Here is a 15369-nt window from a genome sequence, read left to right as displayed (position 1 = left end):
CTGAAGTTAGTATGTAAGTGTGATGTTTCGGAGGGAGGGAAAGAGAATGTCAAAAACAGTCGTTCGTAAAAACGAGTCTTTGGAGGATGCACTTCGCCGTTTTAAAAGATCGGTTTCTAAAACTGGTACACTTGCTGAAGCAAGAAAGCGCGAGTTTTATGAAAAACCAAGTGTAAAACGTAAGAAGAAATCTGAAGCGGCAAGAAAGCGTAAATTCTAAGAGAGGGTGTAAGTTATGAGTCTTCTCGGTCGTTTAAACGATGATATGAAACAAGCGATGAAGAATAAACAAAAAGAAAAATTAACCGTTATTCGTATGGTTAAGGCTGCTTTACAAAATGAAGGTATTAAACTGCAACATACTCTTACTGAAGAAGAGGAAATAACAGTTTTAGCTCGTGAAGTAAAACAGTATAAGGACTCCCTCCTTGAATTTAAAAAAGCTGGTCGTGAAGACCTTGTTAATAAACTGCAAAGTGAAATTCAGATTTTAAGCGCATATTTGCCAGAGCAATTAACTGAAGAAGAACTAGTTGATGTAATCAAGCAAGTTATTTCTGAAGTTGGTGCGACTTCTAAAGCAGATATGGGTAAGGTGATGACTGCTGTTATGCCGAAAGTAAAAGGTAAAACAGACGGATCACTTGTGAATAAGCTGGTTATCCAGCTATTAGCGTAAAAAAACGTCTCATTTCGTATGAGACGTTTTTTTATTGTTCTTATTAAGGAAACGCTATATTGCTTAAAAAGGGTTTCTGTAAGTGATAGAAACCCCTCTAGTTAAAGTTTCAATTTATTATTTCCTTGTATAATTCCGATTCTACACCTGTTCTTACTTCCTTGACTAAAACTTCTTTCGCAAATAAAAGCTAAGTACCGAACCTTCTGAAACTCAGATTGAAGTTTTATAGCTTGCTCTTCAGCATAATCCTCAAAGGTAATGAAAGAGATTCTAACTATTTTAGATTTTGCATCAGTTGCATAAAATGGCCGGATATTACTGTCGGTAACTTGTTTTATAACATTCAAAATTTCTTGACCAAAGCCAATTTCCTTTCGTATTTCCTCATTTATTAATTCATTTTTTAATGAACCCTAATATTTTTTGAAATTCATATAACAACCATCTATAAAATATTCTTACTTAAAACGTAACATTCAGAGTGGAGAAATTTTCTTTTTTTGATTTTATCCCTCATTAACGGGCAGCCCGATTGGTGAGGGTTGATTAAAGTTTCACTTTATCTCATGTGTCCAATAAATGACAACTACTTATTCTATGGTCAGTATGTCACGTCCAGAACGAATTGTAACAGTTTTTTTCAAGTTTCCAACTTCTCGCTAGGCTTAATTTCTTAATGTAACTTGTACTGATATCCTGTAGGGGCGCATATTCTTGTATTAATACTTCTATTATTAAAGGTAACATCCTCTAATCCATCATTGTCCTGACAAATATGATTTCATATAGCGACTGTTTTAATTAACATGATATGAACTCTTACAGAATATAGTTATGTTAGTGAAGTCGTTATAACACGATAGGCGCTTGTGAAGAAATACATATATATGGGATGAGAGGGGGTCTTTCGAGATGAAGAAATTAGAACAAATGAAAAATTGGTTGACAAAACAAGTAGACCTACCAGTGGATGTATTAATGGATCTACCTCGGATTACTCTTGTTGGGCAAATACATATTTATATAGAAAATCATCGGGGGTTATTAGTGTTTTCAGATAAAGAAGTGCGATTGCTTTTAAAACACGGTCAATTATTAATTAAAGGACAATCCTTTGTTATTAAAACGATTCTTCCAGAAGAGCTTTTACTCGAAGGGATAATTGAGCAAGTAACATTTTTAGAAAATGAAAAAAAAGGTGATTGAAGTGAAACTTCCATTTGTGAAGTTTTTCTTCTTTATCCTGTAAAAGTTCCGTTGATAGAGACGGATTACAGTTTTACTCGGTTTCATTTTAGTACGAGCTATTTTAATGCTTCAAATAAAAAAGTAGTATATCTACTTTTAGAAAGGTAGTGAAGGTGGTAAATGAAAAATAAATGGTTTATAAAGTGGCTTGGATATGTAAAAGTGCGAATTGAAGGTAGAGGAGCGGAACGGTTTGTTAATGAATGTGTACGGAGGAATTTATTAGTTTGGGATGTTAAAAAGATAGCTGATGAAACGTTAGTTTTTTGTATATTGTTACGCGATGTGAAAAAAATAAAACCAATTTATAGAAAAAATGAATGTAAATTATATTTTATTGGACGTTATGGTTTTCCTTTTTGGAATAAGCGTTTAATTAAAAATAGTGGATTTTTAATTGGTTTTTTAATTTTCTTTTTTGGTGTGATTGCAATGTCAAATATGGTTTGGAAAATTGAAATTACAGGAGCAAAACCTGAAACAGAATATATATTGATGAAAGAATTGGATAAAATGGGTATTAAAAAAGGGAAACTACAATTTCAAATGCCGAATGTAGAAGATGTACAACGCCATTTGACAGATAATATTAATGCCATTACTTGGGCGGGACTAGAAGTAAGAGGAACGACGTATCATTTTAAAATTGTTGAAAAAAACGAACCGAAGAAAGAAAAGGAACAAAGGCCGCAAAATTTAGTAGCAAAAAAAGAAGCGATTATTACAAAGACGTTCGTAGAAGTTGGAAAGCCGGTTGTACTGAAAAATGATCATGTAGAAAAAGGGCAGATTCTCGTATCAGGAATATATGGTAATGAGGAAAGTCCGACGATTGTTTCAGCGAAAGGTATTGTGTATGGCGAAACGTGGTATACATCTAAGGTGGATGTCCCGTTAAAGACGCAATTCCAAGTGTATACTGGTAACGTATACAATGAACATTTTCTTAAATTTTGGGATACGAAAATAAAAATATGGGGATTTCAGCATGATAAGTATAAACGCTCTCGTACTGAAAGTGTAAAGCATGATGTGAAATTATTTGGTTTTACACTGCCGATTGCATATGAAAAAGATGTTGTGAGAGAAGAGGAAGAAGCGAATCGAGAATATACAGAAAAGCAAGCGCTGAAAGTAGCGAAAGAGATGGCCGAAAAAGAACTAAAGAAAAAATTGGATGAACATGCTATGATTGTAAGTGATAAGATTTTGAGTAAAGAGGTTGAGGCGGGTCAACTAAAGGTCACATTGCATTATACTGTGGTTGAAAATATTGCAGAGCCACAACCAATATCCGAATCCGATATTCAAGGAGACTGAGTAATGGCAGAACAATTAGTAGAAATGAACCAACAATTGGAAAATACTAACGAAGCAATCGCTCTTTTTGGAGTCAATGATGCACATTTAAAAGTAATTGAACGAGAACTGAATGTATCGATCGTAACTAGAGGAGAAACTGTTCATGTATCTGGGGCAGTTGAAACGGTGACACTCGTAGAAAAAATCTTACAGCAATTACTTGTTGTAATTCGTAAAAGTATATCAATTTCAGAGAGAGATGTTGCGTATGCAATTCAGCTTGCACAACAAGGGAAAATTGCTCAATTTGAAGAGTTATATGAAGAAGAAATTTTCAAGACTGCAAAAGGTAAATCCATTCGTGTAAAAACAATGGGGCAAAGACGATATATTCATGCGATGAAGAAGAATGATATTGTCTTTGGGATAGGGCCTGCAGGAACTGGAAAAACATACTTAGCTGTAGTAATGGCTGTGAGGGCTTTAAAACAAGGGTATGTAAAGAAAATTATTTTAACAAGACCTGCTGTAGAAGCTGGAGAAAATTTAGGTTTTTTACCAGGGGATTTGAAAGAGAAGGTAGATCCATACTTACGCCCATTATATGATGCCTTACATGATATTCTTGGACAAGAATATACGCAGCGTATGATGGAGCGAGGAGTAATTGAAATCGCGCCGCTTGCTTATATGAGGGGGCGTACGCTTGATGATTCATTTGTTATTTTAGATGAGGCTCAAAATACAACGGGTGCTCAAATAAAAATGTTTTTAACAAGATTAGGTTTTAGTTCTAAAATGGTTATTACAGGGGACCCTTCACAAGTAGACTTGCCAAAAGGGGTAAAATCAGGGCTATCTATAGCTGCTAATATTTTATCTGGTGTATCAGGTCTGTCATTTATTACATTAGAACAAACGGACGTTGTGAGACATCCATTGGTGCAACGTATTATTGAGGCATATGATAAAATGGAATGATCCTATTTGTCAGGATCATTTCTTTTTGTATGATAAGGTTGGCGAACGTCATATTTTTTACTATCATGAAAGATAAGGAAAATAAACTATAGGTACTAGTGTATAAAATGTTGCCTCAAAGTATCGTTTGGTAGAAGAAATGAAAGCTATAAATAGTTTCACTTTATTTCTGGAGAGGAGAAGGTATTGAAATCATGTCAAGATCTCAAGAAATTTCTAAGTGGTTTCGTAATTTACAACATTCGAAAAAACTAAGTTGGATTTCTTACGTTGTATTAGGAGCGGTGCTGTTTTTTGCGCTTATGAATAATGTAAAACCAGAGCAATTAGATGTTAATATGTATTCTATTGCGAAAAAGACAATCCATTCTCCTATAAAAATTGAAGATAAAGTTACAACGGATAAAAAGAAAAAAGAAGCCGCTACAAAAGTTGAAGATCAATATACATATAAAAGTGAGTATAAACAAAACAAAGTTGATATTGTGAATGACGTCTTTGCTAAAGTGGATGAAGTGGTGCAAGAGATTAAAGCTGTTGGACCGGATGATCAAAAAAAGATGACTGATGCTGAGAAAGTGGAGAAGTTAAAAAAGAAACTACCCGCTGACTTAACGAAAGAATTATCTGATTCAAACTTACTAAGTTTGATTAATGCAGATTCGAGCCAATTAGTATTAGCGAAAGATGCTGCGGTCACAGCAATTAATAGTATCATGACTGAGCATATTAAAATGGACGAATTGAAAGATGCGAAAGAACGATATGTAAGTGAGATGAATAGTGTTAATGTTGATAATGGTTTAAAAGAGTCGATTAAGGCGCTAGGAAGATATGCAATTTCAGCAAACTATTTTTATGACCCGATCTTAACGAAAGAGAAGAGAAAAGCAGAGGAAGATTTAGTTCCACCTGTTTATATTCTTCAAGGACAAGTTCTTGTTAGAGAAGGTGAAACAATTTCAAGTGATGTGTATAATCAGTTGAAATTAGTTGGTTTGTTAGAAAAAGGGAACGGCTTTCAACCTTATGTTGGATTAGCGGTACTCATTGGTGTGTTACTATACTTTATGCATAAACAATTTGAATTATTTTTAAAGAGAAAAAGAGAAGATAGACCGTATGTTTTAGCGTATATTACAATTTTGTCTATCACAATTGTCTTAATGAAAATCATTAGTTTGTTTCAAAAACTTGAATACGCGGGGATTGCATATGTTGTCCCAGTTGCGATGGGAACAATACTTGTAAAACTAATGATTGGTGATCGATTTGTCTTTTTAACGAGTATGATTTTTTCTGTATGCGGAAGTATTATGTTTAATGAAGGAGTAACGAGTACATTAAATTATAGTGTAGGGATTTACGTATTGTTAAGTTCATTATCGGTTAGTATTTTCTTGCGAGAAAAAAATCGTCGTACAATGATTTTACAAGCTGGTATACTCGTTTCTGTATTAAATGTAGTCGTATTGGCGGCGCTCTTATTATTACGTAATGGGAATTTTTCGCCTCTTGAAATTGGTACGCAATTATTAATGGCTTCGCTTTCAGGGATTATATCATCCGTTTTGGCTATGGGGATTTTACCATATTTAGAAAGTGGACTTGGAATCGTATCAAGTATGAAGCTTATGGAACTATCAAGCCCAAATCATCCGCTTTTACGCAGAATTTTGTTAGAAGCGCCAGGGACATATCATCATAGTGTAATGGTAGCGAATCTTTCTGAGGCTGCTTGTGAAGCAGTCGGGGCAAATGGTGTATTAGCGCGTGTAGGGGCATATTATCATGATGTAGGAAAAACAGTACAACCGCAATTTTTTATTGAAAACCAAATGGGAATTGAAAATCCGCATGATAAATTAGATCCTGTAACGAGTAAAGATATTATAATTGCTCACGTAACGGATGGAGTAAGAATGCTCGAAGAATATCATATTCCACAAGAAATTATTGATATCGCTGGGCAACATCACGGTACAACGTTACTGAAATATTTTTATTATAAAGCTATTAAAGAAGATAAAGAAAAATATACAGAAGAGATGTTCCGTTATCCAGGTTCAAAAGCAACTTCGAAAGAATCGGCAATTGTTGGTATTGCTGATAGTGTAGAAGCTGCGGTACGTTCTATGAATCACCCAACGCCAGAACAAATTAATAATTTGGTGCAAAGTATTATTAAAGATCGACTACAAGACGGTCAATTTAGTGAATGTGATTTGACGTTTAAGGAACTACAAATCGTTGGAAAAACGTTGTGTGAAACGTTAAATGGTATTTTCCATTCGCGTATTACATATCCGGAACTTCCGGAAGAAAAGGAGAAAGAATGAGTTTGTTAATTGATTTTATTGATGAAACAGAAGAAGTAAAAGAAGCGTATATGAGTTTAATTCGTGAAGTGTTAGAAAAAGCAGCTCAAATGGAAAATATCGAGGATGGTGCGGAGGTATCGGTGACATTTGTAGATAATGAGCGCATTAGAGAAATTAATCGTGATTACCGAGATAAAGATCAACCTACAGATGTAATATCCTTTGCCATGGAAGAAATGGGAGAAGGAGAAATGGAGATTGTTGGTGCAGAGATGCCGCGCATGTTAGGTGATCTTATTATCTCTATTCCAAGGGCGAAAGAGCAAGCTGAAGAGTACGGACATTCTTTCGATCGTGAACTTGGATTTTTGGCGTTACATGGCTTTTTACATTTACTTGGTTATGATCACATGACAGAAGAAGATGAAAAAGAAATGTTCGGAAGACAAAAAGAAATTTTAGAAGCTTTTGGATTAGGACGATGAAAAAAGGAAAACTTATAGATAGTTTTGGATATGCTATAGCTGGTATATTCTTTTGTTTTCGTCATGAACGAAATATGAAAATCCATTATTTAGCCGCAGTCATTGTTATATGCTGCGGCTTTTATTTCCATATTACGAGAACAGAGTGGATGATATTACTTATTGTAATAGGTAGTGTAATGAGTTTAGAAATGGTAAATACGGCTGTGGAAAAAACAGTAGATTTAGCGACTGCCGATATTCATCCATTTGCAAAAATTGCAAAGGATGTTGCGGCAGGAGCGGTTTTATTGTTTGCAATTATAGCTGTTATAATTGGTGCTATTATCTTTTTACCGTATATGGTATAGTTGCATTCCGAAGCTTTTATTAAGCTTTGGAAGTGCCGTAAGGGGCTTTAATGAGAGAGTGTACCTCTTCATAGCTGTGAACAGGAAGGATGCGGGAATATGAATAGTAAACAATTAATTCTAGAAGCAATCGAAGCGCGTAAACAAGCGTACGTACCATATTCTAAATTTCAAGTAGGTGCAGCACTATTAACGCGCGATGGAAAAGTATATCGTGGATGTAATGTTGAGAATGCATCATATGGCTTATGTAATTGTGCTGAAAGAACAGCTTTATTTAAGGCGGTTTCTGAAGGAGATAAAGAATTTGTAGCCATTGCGGTTGTAGCAGATACAAAGCGCCCAGTACCTCCTTGTGGAGCATGTCGACAAGTTATGGTAGAATTATGTAAACAGGATACGAAAGTATACTTAACAAATTTACATGGTGACGTTCAGGAGACGACAGTCGGAGAATTGTTACCAGGAGCATTTTTAGCGGAGGATTTACATGAATAGAAAAGGTTATAAATCAGGTTTTGTCTCTATTATTGGCAGACCGAATGTTGGGAAATCTACATTTTTAAATCGTATTATCGGCCAGAAAATTGCTATTATGAGTGATAAGCCACAAACGACTCGTAATAAAATTCAAGGTGTATATACAGAAAATGATGCACAAGTTATTTTCATTGATACACCAGGAATACATAAACCTAAACATAAACTAGGCGACTTCATGGTGAAGATGGCGCAAACGACATTAAAAGAAGTTGATATCGTTCTGTTTATGGTTAATGCTGTCGAAGGCTTTGGTCGTGGTGAAGAATTCATCATCGAGAAGTTAAAAGAAACGAAACAACCAGTATTTTTAGTTATTAATAAAATTGACCAACTTCATCCAGAGCAATTACTAGAGTTAATTGATCAATATCGTAAACTACATGAGTTTGCAGAAATTGTACCAATTTCTGCGTTAGACGGTAATAATGTGGACGCTTTAATTGGAACAATTAAAAAGTATTTACCAGAAGGACCACAATACTATCCAGATAATCAAGTAACGGATCATCCGGAGAGATTTATTATTGCAGAGCTTATTCGTGAGAAAGTACTACATTTAACACGTGAAGAAGTGCCGCATTCTGTGGCTGTTGTTATCGATGCGATTCAAAAGCGTGAGGGCGGGGCAGTTTATATAAATGCAACGATTGTTGTTGAACGTGCATCACAAAAAGGAATCATCATCGGAAAACAAGGGAAAATGTTAAAAGAAGTTGGTAAGCGAGCTCGTTTTGATATTGAAGCGCTACTTGGTTCTAAAGTATTTTTAGAAGTATGGGTAAAAGTGCAAAAAGATTGGCGTAATAAAATGTCTCAGCTTCGTGACCTAGGTTTCCGCGAGGATGAGTACTAAAATAGAGTCAAGCTGTAATCAGTGGATGGTTGGTTCATCCACTGATTATTGGTTTTTATGAACTTTGATAAATTAGGAAAAATTTTTCTCACATGAAAATGGACAAAATGGGTCAATTTAATAACAACAAAGGAAATTGGTTTATAGGCTACGCTTATTGAGAAAGGTGGATTCTTATGCTAGATTTTACCTGGAAGTTTTTCTCCAAAACAGGAAGCATTGAAACGTACTTGCTTTTGAAAGAAATGGAAAAAGACGTAAACGATGAGATGGATCAACATGAAGAGGAGCTAGCGCATCTAGACTCTCCAATTTCTTGACCCGTTTTGTTCAAACCTTGGATGGTGACGAACATGTTTCAAAAAGTTGAGGGCATCGTTATCCGTACGACAGATTACGGAGAAACGAACAAGATTGTTACAATATTCTCAAGAGAACTTGGTAAGGTAAGTGCAATGGCAAGAGGGGCAAAAAAACCGAAAAGCCGATTAGCATCTGTGTCGCAATTAATGACACATGGCCAGTTTCTTATTCAAATGGGATCTGGGCTTGGAACATTGCAACAAGGCGAGATTATTTCAACTATGAAAGAAATTCGCGAGGATATATTTTTAACTGCTTATGCATCATTTATTGTTGAATTAACTGATAAAGCAACAGAAGATAAAAAACATAATCCGTATTTATTTGAAATGTTATATCAAACGTTGCATTATATGTGTGAGGGTGTTGATCCAGAAGTATTATCATTAATTTATCAAACGAAAATGCTTCCGGTATTAGGGATGCGCCCGTACTTTGATACATGTGCGATTTGTCATCAAGAAACAGACTTTGTCGCCTTCTCCGTTAGGGAAGGCGGTTTTCTGTGCTCACGTCATGCGGAGCAAGACCCGTATCGTATACCGGTAGGAGAAGCTGTTCATAAATTATTACGTCTTTTCTTCCATTTCGATTTACATAGGCTCGGAAATGTATCGGTAAAGGATAGCACAAAAAAACAAATGCGTTTAGTATTGAATACATATTATGATGAATATTGCGGAATTTATTTGAAATCAAGACGTTTTTTAGAACAACTTGATAAGTTTCAAATATAATTTTGGGCCGTATACGGTCCTTTTTACATACTTTCTTTTTCGAATAGCATATTTAGTATATAATATTTAAGAGATAGTATAACTTTTTTCGTTGTGCATTAAAGGTGGTGATTATCATAGAGCTGAATAAACGGCAAGAACATATAATTCAGATTGTAAAAGATCACGGTCCTATTACAGGGGAATCAATTGCAGCGCAATTGGGTCTAACACGTGCGACGCTAAGACCAGACTTAGCAATTTTAACGATGGCTGGTTATTTAGAAGCACGTCCACGCGTAGGTTATTTTTATACGGGTAAAACTGGGGGGCAGTTATTATCTGAAGCTGTTAAGAAAATTAAAGTACAAGATTATCAATCTAGACCGGTTGTAATTGATAAAAATGTTTCCGTATACGATGCAATTTGTACGATGTTTTTAGAGGACGTTGGTACATTGTTCGTTGTAGATCAGATGACTCTATTAGTTGGTGTTGTGTCTCGTAAAGATTTATTAAGAGCGAGCTTAGGAAAGCAGGATTTAACCTCTCTTCCGGTTAATATTATCATGACAAGGATGCCAAACATTGCGATGTGTCGTAGAGAGGATTCTTTATATGATATTGCGATGGAATTAATAGAAAGACAGATTGATGCAATGCCAGTTGTAAAAGATACGAAACAAGGTTTAGAAGTGATTGGGCGAATTACAAAAACAAATATTACACGTGCGTTTGTAAATTTAGTAAATAACGAATAAGTGTAATTTGTTTAAAGTGAGGTAATGTAATGGATAATAAAATCGTATATGTCGTATCTGACTCTGTAGGGGAAACGGCTGATTTGGTTGTTCGAGCAGCAATGGGGCAATTCCCGTTTGCTCCTGATATTAGACGTGTACCGTATGTAGAAGATACAGGGACATTAAAAGAAGTGATTTCGATTGCTAAGAGTAATCAAGCACTTATATGTTTTACGTTAGTTAAGCCTGATATGCGCAAATATTTAGTAACAGAGGCTGCAAAAGAAGGGGTAGAGGCATACGATATTATCGGCCCTCTTATTGATCAAATTGAAGAAATTACGGGGCAAGTGCCGAGATGTGAGCCAGGCGTTGTCCGTAGGTTAGATGAAGAATACTTTAAAAAGATTGAAGCGATTGAGTTTGCTGTGAAGTATGATGACGGCAGAGATGCACGAGGTATTTTAAAAGCGGATATCGTGTTGATTGGTGTTTCGCGTACATCAAAAACACCACTTTCCCAATATTTAGCTCATAACAAACGCTTGAAAGTTGCGAATGTACCACTCGTGCCAGAAGTTGACCCACCTGAAGAACTATATCAAGTGGCAAAAGAAAAATGTTTCGGTTTGAAAATTACGCCAGATAAGTTAAATCATATTCGAAAAGAACGATTAAAATCACTTGGATTAAGTGATGGAGCAACATATGCAAATATTAATCGTATTCAAGAAGAAATTGATCACTTTGAGGAAGTAATTAGTAAAATAAATTGTCAAGTAATCGATGTATCGAATAAAGCAATTGAAGAAACAGCAAATATTATTGTGAATGCAGTGCAAAACCAAAAAATGTTTTAGCACATTTACCAAAGGTGAATGTGCTTTTTTCGCTCGTGTGAAATATGGTACCTATGGATTTTGTAATAGATTGTAGTGTAATGGTTATACTTATACTCCTTTGTCTTTTAGTATATTCAAGGTGTGAGTTTGTCATCCTGAAATGTAAGATGAAAAAATAAAGGGATATGTAGCGTAGTTGAAGAAAATATATTATAATAAAAAATTGTGATAAAAACCTATATTTTACGTTTAGACTTTAATTTTTCAGAATAAACTAGGGATAGGATTTACGAAAAAGACATGTAATTACGTTAAATCGACAAAATCTATACAAGAAAACGCACATTATGGAAGGATTCACAGAAGGGATGTAGAATACAGAAATATGCAAAGCATTGACAACATATTAGTTGGTGTGGATGTATATCCCGTGAAGGCTGAAATTGTGCAAGTTGGAGCGGAATTTCATGTCGGAATTTTGTTTGTCGCATCATATGCTCATCCTTTAAGGAAATAGCAAGGCCATTGGATCTTTGTAGATACTGAACAAAATGGAGTTGATCGTTATATGGATCAACATGAAAAAGTTACAAATCTCAAGATCAAACGGTATATGTGGCTTGCTACTCTTCTTATAAAAAGGTGTATATGTATTGTTTCTAAGAGATACATTTGTAACAGATGAGCAAATGTATACAATTTTATATAGCAAGTATGTATATGCGATTTATGCAGATAAAGGACCTATAGGAAAGGTTTAAAATCGTTTATACAATGTAATCGGCAACACTTTCTAACAAGTTTAGAAAAATATTGTCGAATTATAAAGGAATTTTTTAATTTATATCGAATACAAAATACGACACGGAGATGGAGTTATGGGGAACAGAATTCCCGAAGAAGTTGTTGAACAGATTCGGACATCATCCGATATTGTAGAAGTCATTGGTGAATACGTTCAACTTAGAAAACAGGGGCGTAACTATTTCGGCCTTTGTCCATTTCATGGTGAGAAATCTCCTTCATTCTCTGTTTCATCTGATAAGCAAATTTTTCATTGCTTCGGATGTGGAGAAGGTGGAAATGTATTTTCCTTTCTAATGAAAATGGAAGGACTGGCTTTTACCGAGGCTGTTCAAAAGCTAGGCGAAAGAAATGGAATTGCGGTTGCAGAGTATACATCAGGGCAAGGACAACAAGAAGACATATCTGATGACACTGTCATCATGCAACAAGCTCATGAATTATTGAAAAAGTATTATCATCATTTATTAGTAAATACGGAAGAGGGAAATGAAGCACTTTCATATTTATTAAACCGTGGTATTACGAAAGAGATGATTGAGAAGTTTGAAATTGGTTATGCATCACCTGCCTGGGATGCAGCGACGAAAATTTTACAAAAAAGAGGTTTATCGCTGTCTAGTATGGAACAAGCTGGCCTTCTAATAAGAAGTGAGAAGGATGGTAGTCATTATGATCGCTTCCGTGGAAGAGTTATGTTCCCGATTTATACGTTACAAGGTAAGGTGATAGCGTTTAGTGGAAGGGCGTTAGGAGATGACACTCCGAAATATTTAAATAGCCCTGAAACACCGATTTTTCACAAAAGTAAATTGTTGTATAACTTCCACCAAGCAAGACCGTTTATTAGAAAACGTGGGCAAGTGGTTCTTTTTGAAGGATATGCCGATGTACTAGCTGCGGTAAAAAGTGGTGTGGAAGAAGCTGTTGCGACAATGGGAACAGCTTTAACTGAAGAACAAGCAAAACTTCTGCGACGTAACGTTGAAACTGTTGTTCTTTGCTATGATGGTGATAAAGCAGGGCGAGAAGCGACGATGAAAGCAGGGCAATTATTGCTAAAAGTTGGTTGCCAAGTGAAAGTCACATCCTTGCCAGATAAGCTTGATCCTGATGAATATGTGCAACAATATGGGACTACTGCTTTTGAAAATCTTGTGAAATCAAGTGTGAGTTTTGTTGGTTTTAAAATAAATTATTTGCGTTTAGGGAAAAATTTGCAAGATGAGTCTGGCAAAGAAGAATATGTGAAAAGTGTTTTAAAAGAGTTATCGTTGTTACAAGATGCGATGCAGGCAGAGTCATATTTGAAGTCATTATCGCAAGAATTTTCGTATTCAATGGAAACACTTTTGAATCAATTGCACCAATATCGCAAAGAACAAAAGGTACAGCAAAAACAAATAAAGCAGGTTGCTAAACCGTCTCAAGTCGTTCAAACAAAACCGAAGTTAACAGGTTTTGAAAGAGCGGAAAGAGAAATTATTTACCATATGTTGCAAAGTGCAGAAGTAGCTGTTCGTATGGAATCCCATATAGAAGATTTTCATACAGAAGAACATAAAGGGATTTTATATGAACTATACGCATATTATGAAAAGGGAAATGAACCTTCAGTCGGAACATTTTTAAGTTGGCTCTCTGATGAAAAGTTGAAAAATATTATCACTGATATTTCGACGGATGAATTTATTAATCCAGAATACACAGAAGAAGTGTTGCAAGGCCATTTGGAGACGCTTAGACGGCATCAGGAAAAACTTGAAAAGATGGAGATCATCTTTAAAGTGAAACAAATGGAAAAAACAGATCCTGTAGAGGCTGCTAAATATTATGTAGCATATTTACAAAATCAAAAAGCGAGAAAATAGCTTTTTTGATAAAGTTTTAGTATAATGAATGTTTGTATCTCGCGTAAGGAGGGGAACAGATGGCTGACAAACCAGCTCGTTCTAAACAAATTGAAACTGAAATGACCCTTGAGCAAGTGAAAGAACAACTCACTGAGCTCGGAAAAAAACGTGGCGTTCTTACATATGAAGAGATTGCAGAACGCATGAATGGATTTGAAATTGAATCCGATCAAATGGATGAATACTATGAATATTTAGGTGAACAAGGCATTGACTTAGTTGGTGATAATGACAACGAAGAAGGCCCTAATAATCGCCAAATTACAAAAACAGAAGAAGAGTTTGACCTCAATGATTTAAGTGTACCACCTGGGGTTAAAATCAACGATCCTGTTCGTATGTATTTAAAAGAAATTGGTCGTGTAGACTTACTATCTGCAGAAGAAGAAATTCGACTTGCAACGCGTATTGAAGAAGGCGATGAAGAAGCGAAACGTCGTCTTGCAGAAGCAAACTTACGTCTTGTAGTAAGTATTGCAAAGCGCTATGTAGGCCGTGGCATGCTTTTCCTAGACTTAATTCAAGAAGGTAATATGGGTCTAATTAAAGCTGTTGAAAAGTTCGATTATCGTAAAGGTTTCAAATTTAGTACGTATGCAACTTGGTGGATTCGCCAAGCTATTACACGTGCCATTGCAGACCAAGCACGAACAATTCGTATTCCAGTTCATATGGTTGAAACGATTAATAAGTTAATTCGTGTACAACGTCAATTATTACAAGATTTAGGTCGTGAACCATCTCCTGAAGAGATTGGTGAAGAAATGGATCTTGCTCCAGAAAAAGTACGTGAAATCTTAAAAATTGCACAGGAGCCAGTTTCTCTTGAAACACCAATTGGTGAAGAAGATGACTCCCATTTAGGTGACTTTATTGAAGACCAAGAAGCAACATCGCCTGCGGACCATGCGGCCTATGAATTGCTAAAAGAACAATTAGAAGATGTGTTAGATACGCTAACAGATCGTGAAGAAAATGTTCTACGTCTTCGTTTCGGTTTAGATGATGGACGAACTCGTACGCTTGAAGAAGTTGGGAAAGTATTCGGCGTAACGAGAGAGCGTATTCGTCAAATTGAAGCAAAAGCACTTCGCAAATTAAGACATCCAAGCCGTAGTAAGCGTCTTAAGGATTTCTTAGAATAGGTTATTTTTTAAGTTTACTTCACCTTTGTGAAGTAAACTTTTTTATTTTGTTAATTTTTGTTAAAATTTAGCTATCGG

General features: G+C 35.5%; 16 protein-coding genes. All 16 read left to right on the top strand.

Features of this window, described 5'->3' with window-relative positions:
• The first annotated feature begins 46 nt into the window (after positions 1-46).
• The 16 genes from rpsU (at position 47) to rpoD (ending at position 15291) form a co-directional block, all read left to right on the top strand.
• Positions 47-220 carry a 30S ribosomal protein S21 gene (gene rpsU / locus MHB52_RS22355; RefSeq protein ID WP_000048061.1) on the top strand — a complete coding sequence of 58 codons (174 nt, stop codon included), beginning with the start codon at positions 47-49 and terminating at the stop codon, positions 218-220.
• A 15-nt stretch (positions 221-235) separates the two neighbouring features.
• On the top strand, positions 236-679 hold the full coding sequence (locus MHB52_RS22350) for a GatB/YqeY domain-containing protein (RefSeq protein WP_000054562.1): 444 nt from the start codon (positions 236-238) through the stop codon (positions 677-679).
• Positions 680-1594: 915 nt separating this feature from the next.
• Entirely contained in the window at positions 1595-1888 is a 294-nt protein-coding gene (gene yqfC, locus MHB52_RS22345; RefSeq protein ID WP_000732269.1) for a sporulation protein YqfC, read from the top strand.
• A 162-nt stretch (positions 1889-2050) separates the two neighbouring features.
• Positions 2051-3250 (top strand): sporulation protein YqfD, encoded by a 1200-nt coding sequence (yqfD, locus tag MHB52_RS22340; protein ID WP_044795888.1) that lies wholly within the window; start codon positions 2051-2053, stop codon positions 3248-3250.
• 3 nt (positions 3251-3253) lie between these two features.
• Positions 3254-4213 (top strand): PhoH family protein, encoded by a 960-nt coding sequence (locus tag MHB52_RS22335; RefSeq protein WP_000840520.1) that lies wholly within the window; start codon positions 3254-3256, stop codon positions 4211-4213.
• A 194-nt stretch (positions 4214-4407) separates the two neighbouring features.
• The gene (locus MHB52_RS22330) at positions 4408-6552 is read left to right on the top strand and encodes an HD family phosphohydrolase (protein ID WP_000091514.1); all 2145 of its coding nucleotides are present in this window, start codon (positions 4408-4410) and stop codon (positions 6550-6552) included.
• The gene (gene ybeY / locus MHB52_RS22325; protein WP_000054679.1) at positions 6549-7019 is read left to right on the top strand and encodes an rRNA maturation RNase YbeY; all 471 of its coding nucleotides are present in this window, start codon (positions 6549-6551) and stop codon (positions 7017-7019) included. Before MHB52_RS22330 ends, ybeY begins: the two co-directional genes overlap by 4 nt.
• On the top strand, positions 7016-7369 hold the full coding sequence (locus MHB52_RS22320) for a diacylglycerol kinase family protein (protein ID WP_000715469.1): 354 nt from the start codon (positions 7016-7018) through the stop codon (positions 7367-7369). Before ybeY ends, MHB52_RS22320 begins: the two co-directional genes overlap by 4 nt.
• A 99-nt stretch (positions 7370-7468) precedes the next feature.
• Positions 7469-7867: a cytidine deaminase gene (locus tag MHB52_RS22315; protein ID WP_001086282.1), complete on the top strand. Its 399-nt coding sequence runs from the start codon at positions 7469-7471 to the stop codon at positions 7865-7867.
• A complete protein-coding gene (gene era / locus MHB52_RS22310; protein ID WP_001080229.1) occupies positions 7860-8765 on the top strand; it encodes a GTPase Era in 906 nt (301 codons plus the stop codon). Before MHB52_RS22315 ends, era begins: the two co-directional genes overlap by 8 nt.
• Positions 8766-8941: 176 nt before the next feature.
• The gene (locus MHB52_RS22305; RefSeq protein WP_000883924.1) at positions 8942-9085 is read left to right on the top strand and encodes a YqzL family protein; all 144 of its coding nucleotides are present in this window, start codon (positions 8942-8944) and stop codon (positions 9083-9085) included.
• A gap of 33 nt (positions 9086-9118) precedes the next feature.
• Entirely contained in the window at positions 9119-9865 is a 747-nt protein-coding gene (gene recO, locus MHB52_RS22300) for a DNA repair protein RecO (protein ID WP_000487013.1), read from the top strand.
• 107 nt (positions 9866-9972) lie between these two features.
• The gene (locus MHB52_RS22295) at positions 9973-10605 is read left to right on the top strand and encodes a helix-turn-helix transcriptional regulator (protein ID WP_000583756.1); all 633 of its coding nucleotides are present in this window, start codon (positions 9973-9975) and stop codon (positions 10603-10605) included.
• Positions 10606-10634: 29 nt separating this feature from the next.
• Complete coding sequence (locus MHB52_RS22290; protein WP_000368935.1) at positions 10635-11447, top strand: pyruvate, water dikinase regulatory protein; 813 nt, start codon at positions 10635-10637, stop codon at positions 11445-11447.
• A gap of 860 nt (positions 11448-12307) precedes the next feature.
• A complete protein-coding gene (gene dnaG / locus MHB52_RS22285; protein WP_061663043.1) occupies positions 12308-14104 on the top strand; it encodes a DNA primase in 1797 nt (598 codons plus the stop codon).
• A 59-nt stretch (positions 14105-14163) separates the two neighbouring features.
• Positions 14164-15291 (top strand): RNA polymerase sigma factor RpoD, encoded by a 1128-nt coding sequence (gene rpoD / locus MHB52_RS22280; protein WP_000764066.1) that lies wholly within the window; start codon positions 14164-14166, stop codon positions 15289-15291.
• Positions 15292-15369: the final 78 nt, after the last annotated feature.

The sequence above is a fragment of the Bacillus sp. FSL K6-0073 genome, assembly GCF_038006085.1.
In the GTDB taxonomy this organism is placed as follows: domain Bacteria; phylum Bacillota; class Bacilli; order Bacillales; family Bacillaceae_G; genus Bacillus_A; species Bacillus_A cereus.
This window is presented reverse-complemented; position numbering and strand designations above follow the sequence as displayed.

Excerpts from the sequence above, each read along its gene's own strand:
- rpsU (WP_000048061.1), top strand. The coding sequence starts at position 47 with ATGTCAAAAACAGTCGTTCGTAAAAACGAGTCTTTGGAGGATGCACTT.
- MHB52_RS22350 (WP_000054562.1), top strand. The coding sequence starts at position 236 with ATGAGTCTTCTCGGTCGTTTAAACGATGATATGAAACAAGCGATGAAG.
- yqfC (WP_000732269.1), top strand. The coding sequence starts at position 1,595 with ATGAAGAAATTAGAACAAATGAAAAATTGGTTGACAAAACAAGTAGAC.
- yqfD (WP_044795888.1), top strand. The coding sequence starts at position 2,051 with ATGAAAAATAAATGGTTTATAAAGTGGCTTGGATATGTAAAAGTGCGA.
- MHB52_RS22335 (WP_000840520.1), top strand. The coding sequence starts at position 3,254 with ATGGCAGAACAATTAGTAGAAATGAACCAACAATTGGAAAATACTAAC.
- MHB52_RS22330 (WP_000091514.1), top strand. The coding sequence starts at position 4,408 with ATGTCAAGATCTCAAGAAATTTCTAAGTGGTTTCGTAATTTACAACAT.
- ybeY (WP_000054679.1), top strand. The coding sequence starts at position 6,549 with ATGAGTTTGTTAATTGATTTTATTGATGAAACAGAAGAAGTAAAAGAA.
- MHB52_RS22320 (WP_000715469.1), top strand. The coding sequence starts at position 7,016 with ATGAAAAAAGGAAAACTTATAGATAGTTTTGGATATGCTATAGCTGGT.
- MHB52_RS22315 (WP_001086282.1), top strand. The coding sequence starts at position 7,469 with ATGAATAGTAAACAATTAATTCTAGAAGCAATCGAAGCGCGTAAACAA.
- era (WP_001080229.1), top strand. The coding sequence starts at position 7,860 with ATGAATAGAAAAGGTTATAAATCAGGTTTTGTCTCTATTATTGGCAGA.
- MHB52_RS22305 (WP_000883924.1), top strand. The coding sequence starts at position 8,942 with ATGCTAGATTTTACCTGGAAGTTTTTCTCCAAAACAGGAAGCATTGAA.
- recO (WP_000487013.1), top strand. The coding sequence starts at position 9,119 with ATGTTTCAAAAAGTTGAGGGCATCGTTATCCGTACGACAGATTACGGA.
- MHB52_RS22290 (WP_000368935.1), top strand. The coding sequence starts at position 10,635 with ATGGATAATAAAATCGTATATGTCGTATCTGACTCTGTAGGGGAAACG.
- dnaG (WP_061663043.1), top strand. The coding sequence starts at position 12,308 with ATGGGGAACAGAATTCCCGAAGAAGTTGTTGAACAGATTCGGACATCA.
- rpoD (WP_000764066.1), top strand. The coding sequence starts at position 14,164 with ATGGCTGACAAACCAGCTCGTTCTAAACAAATTGAAACTGAAATGACC.